At 56.9% G+C, this 2,118-nt stretch carries 1 protein-coding gene and 1 pseudogene; one reads left to right on the top strand and one right to left on the bottom strand.

Annotated elements, in window-relative coordinates; translation table 11 throughout:
- Positions 1-190: 190 nt before the first annotated feature.
- Positions 191-442: a hypothetical protein gene (locus tag AC628_RS37545; RefSeq protein WP_143202023.1), complete on the bottom strand. Its 252-nt coding sequence runs from the start codon at positions 440-442 to the stop codon at positions 191-193.
- Between the two features lie 911 nt (positions 443-1,353).
- Here AC628_RS37545 and AC628_RS37540 point away from each other — a divergent pair.
- Positions 1,354-1,930 (top strand): annotated as a pseudogene (locus AC628_RS37540) (SOS response-associated peptidase family protein).
- Positions 1,931-2,118 lie beyond the last annotated feature (188 nt).

Raw genomic sequence — 2,118 nt, 5'->3', positions numbered from 1 at the left:
TGCGCGCAATCGGCCACGCACTCGATGCCTTCACCTCCGAGGAATGCGCCAACTACCTCAGAAGTTCAGGCTATCGGACTTAATGCCATCACGCTTTAGTGGTGCAGCAGCATGATCAGAATGATCAGTGGGATCGGAATACCGAGCAGCCATAGCAAAATAGGATGTGAATCTCCTCCTGTTTCGTTGTTCAGACGGTTCGAGGTGTGGTTTGTCGAACGGCGGATCTGCCCCATGTGCCATCGCGCGTGCCACCGCCTTCCCAGGAGGCAAGCGCGGCGCTAAGCGCGCCGATGAAGAGCGACAGCGTCAGCCACATCGCGGTGTGCATGGCGGCTTTTCTTGCCTTCTCCAGCCCATCCTTGGCCTGCGCGATGACGTCGCTGACGCGCATTTCCGCATCGGGCTGACTCAAGCCAGTGCGGGAGGCCACCACCTTCACGAGGTAATCGTGATCGACGGTATTGATATCGTTTCCCTGACGGAAGTCGTTGGTTAACAGGCGAACGACCTCGCCTCGCGTATTTGGCGCGAAACGCTAAAATCACCGTTTGATCGATGGGTCGAAGTACATGGTCCCGACCACGTATCGCAATCAGCCTCTCTCGATGGGCTGGCATCGGCTAACGAGGTTCGCGACCGGGTCGTAGCTCACATTGAGCGGTTGAACGGCACCATGTCGGTGATGAGAGATTGTCAACCGCTCAAATTTTCGGGTGTCGCCGAACTTGCGCCGGACGGCAAGGTGCATTGAACACTGTTCGTCGAAGGTGTCGTATCCTCGCGGTCGCGAGTTGGTGCAATAGGTGTCGCGATAGGACCTGACGGTATTCAACAGGCAGACGCACCTTCCAAAGCAAGTGAAGCACAGAGGTGGGCTGCCATCGCAGATGGCGATGATCTTTTGGAGGATGCGCTGATCTATTTTGGCCGTGCGTCTGCGCTCGATCCGGCGCAGCATCCGCCGACCCTCTGGTTCGACGTCTACAAGGCGCTTGAGTGCCTTATAGGAAAGTACGGCGGGGAGACGGCTTTTATTGCCCTTGACTGGGCTCCTCGTGACGATGTTAGAAGACTTAAACAGACTGCGAATTGGGCGAGGCACGCACGTCGGAAATATACCCAGCCGTCGCCTGTAACGACCGAGCAAGAAGCCAAAAATTTAATGAGCTGCCTGCTACGAAGGGCATTTGAAGCAGCAGGCGGACCGTGAGCCCGCACCTAATGCGAGCTTTTCGAGGCGACGGGGGAACGGGCAGCAGATAATGCAATCTTTATTCGATCACGACCAACCAAGCTGCGATCCTAAACCTCTTCCGCGTCGTCAATCGCTATGTCGGCAACCTCGCGTCGATGCCCGGTGTGTTTCCCGATTATCCCGCCCGCTCCCGTGATCCGCAATTCAGATAGTGTCACAGAGATGGTTACTATGCGCTAGGGCATGCCGCCGCCACCGCGCACAGGCGGCCCACCCGTTACCAACATCCGCAATACATCATCGCCGCACTGGCGCGGCTGGCTGAAACCAGAGAACCGCTGCCTTGTGCCGTTCAGTAGTTTCGCCGAATACGCGCCGGAGCCTAATCCGAAGACGAAGAAGAAAGACGTGGCCTGGTTTGCGCTTAATGACGACCGACCACTTGCGGCATTCGCTGGCATCTGGACTGAATTCAAGGGCGACAGAGGAACGAAATCGAAGCCGATCCCTGGTCCGCACAACGTCTATGGCTTCCTCACCACTCAAGCGAATGCCGTAGTCGAGCCGATCCATCCCAAGGCGAGGCCGGTGATACTGACGACCGATGAAGAACGAGAAGTGTGGATGCGCGCGCCGTGGGATGAGGCCAAGGCGCTGCAACGGCCTTTGCCTGATGACGCGCTGAAGATCGTGATGTGTGGGCTGGACAAGGAAGATAGGGTCGCGCCCTAGCGACGAAAGGCGCACGTTTCCCCGGTGTTCACAAGCGCATCCGCAGTCAGCCCATTGCTTTTCAACGAGCCGCGCTGTGGTCTGACGCCATTACTTCAAGCATTTGGGGAAACTATATGGTCGAAGTGTATTTGAACGTCAGGCGTGATCTGCTCGTTGTGAAAAAGGGATTTCCGATGCCGGTCATT

Origin of the sequence: Bradyrhizobium sp. NAS96.2 (assembly GCF_001908235.1) — a bacterium.
Taxonomy (GTDB): Bacteria; Pseudomonadota; Alphaproteobacteria; order Rhizobiales; family Xanthobacteraceae; genus Bradyrhizobium.
Note: the sequence above shows the minus strand (reverse complement) of the source record. Positions and strands in the feature narration are given on the sequence as shown.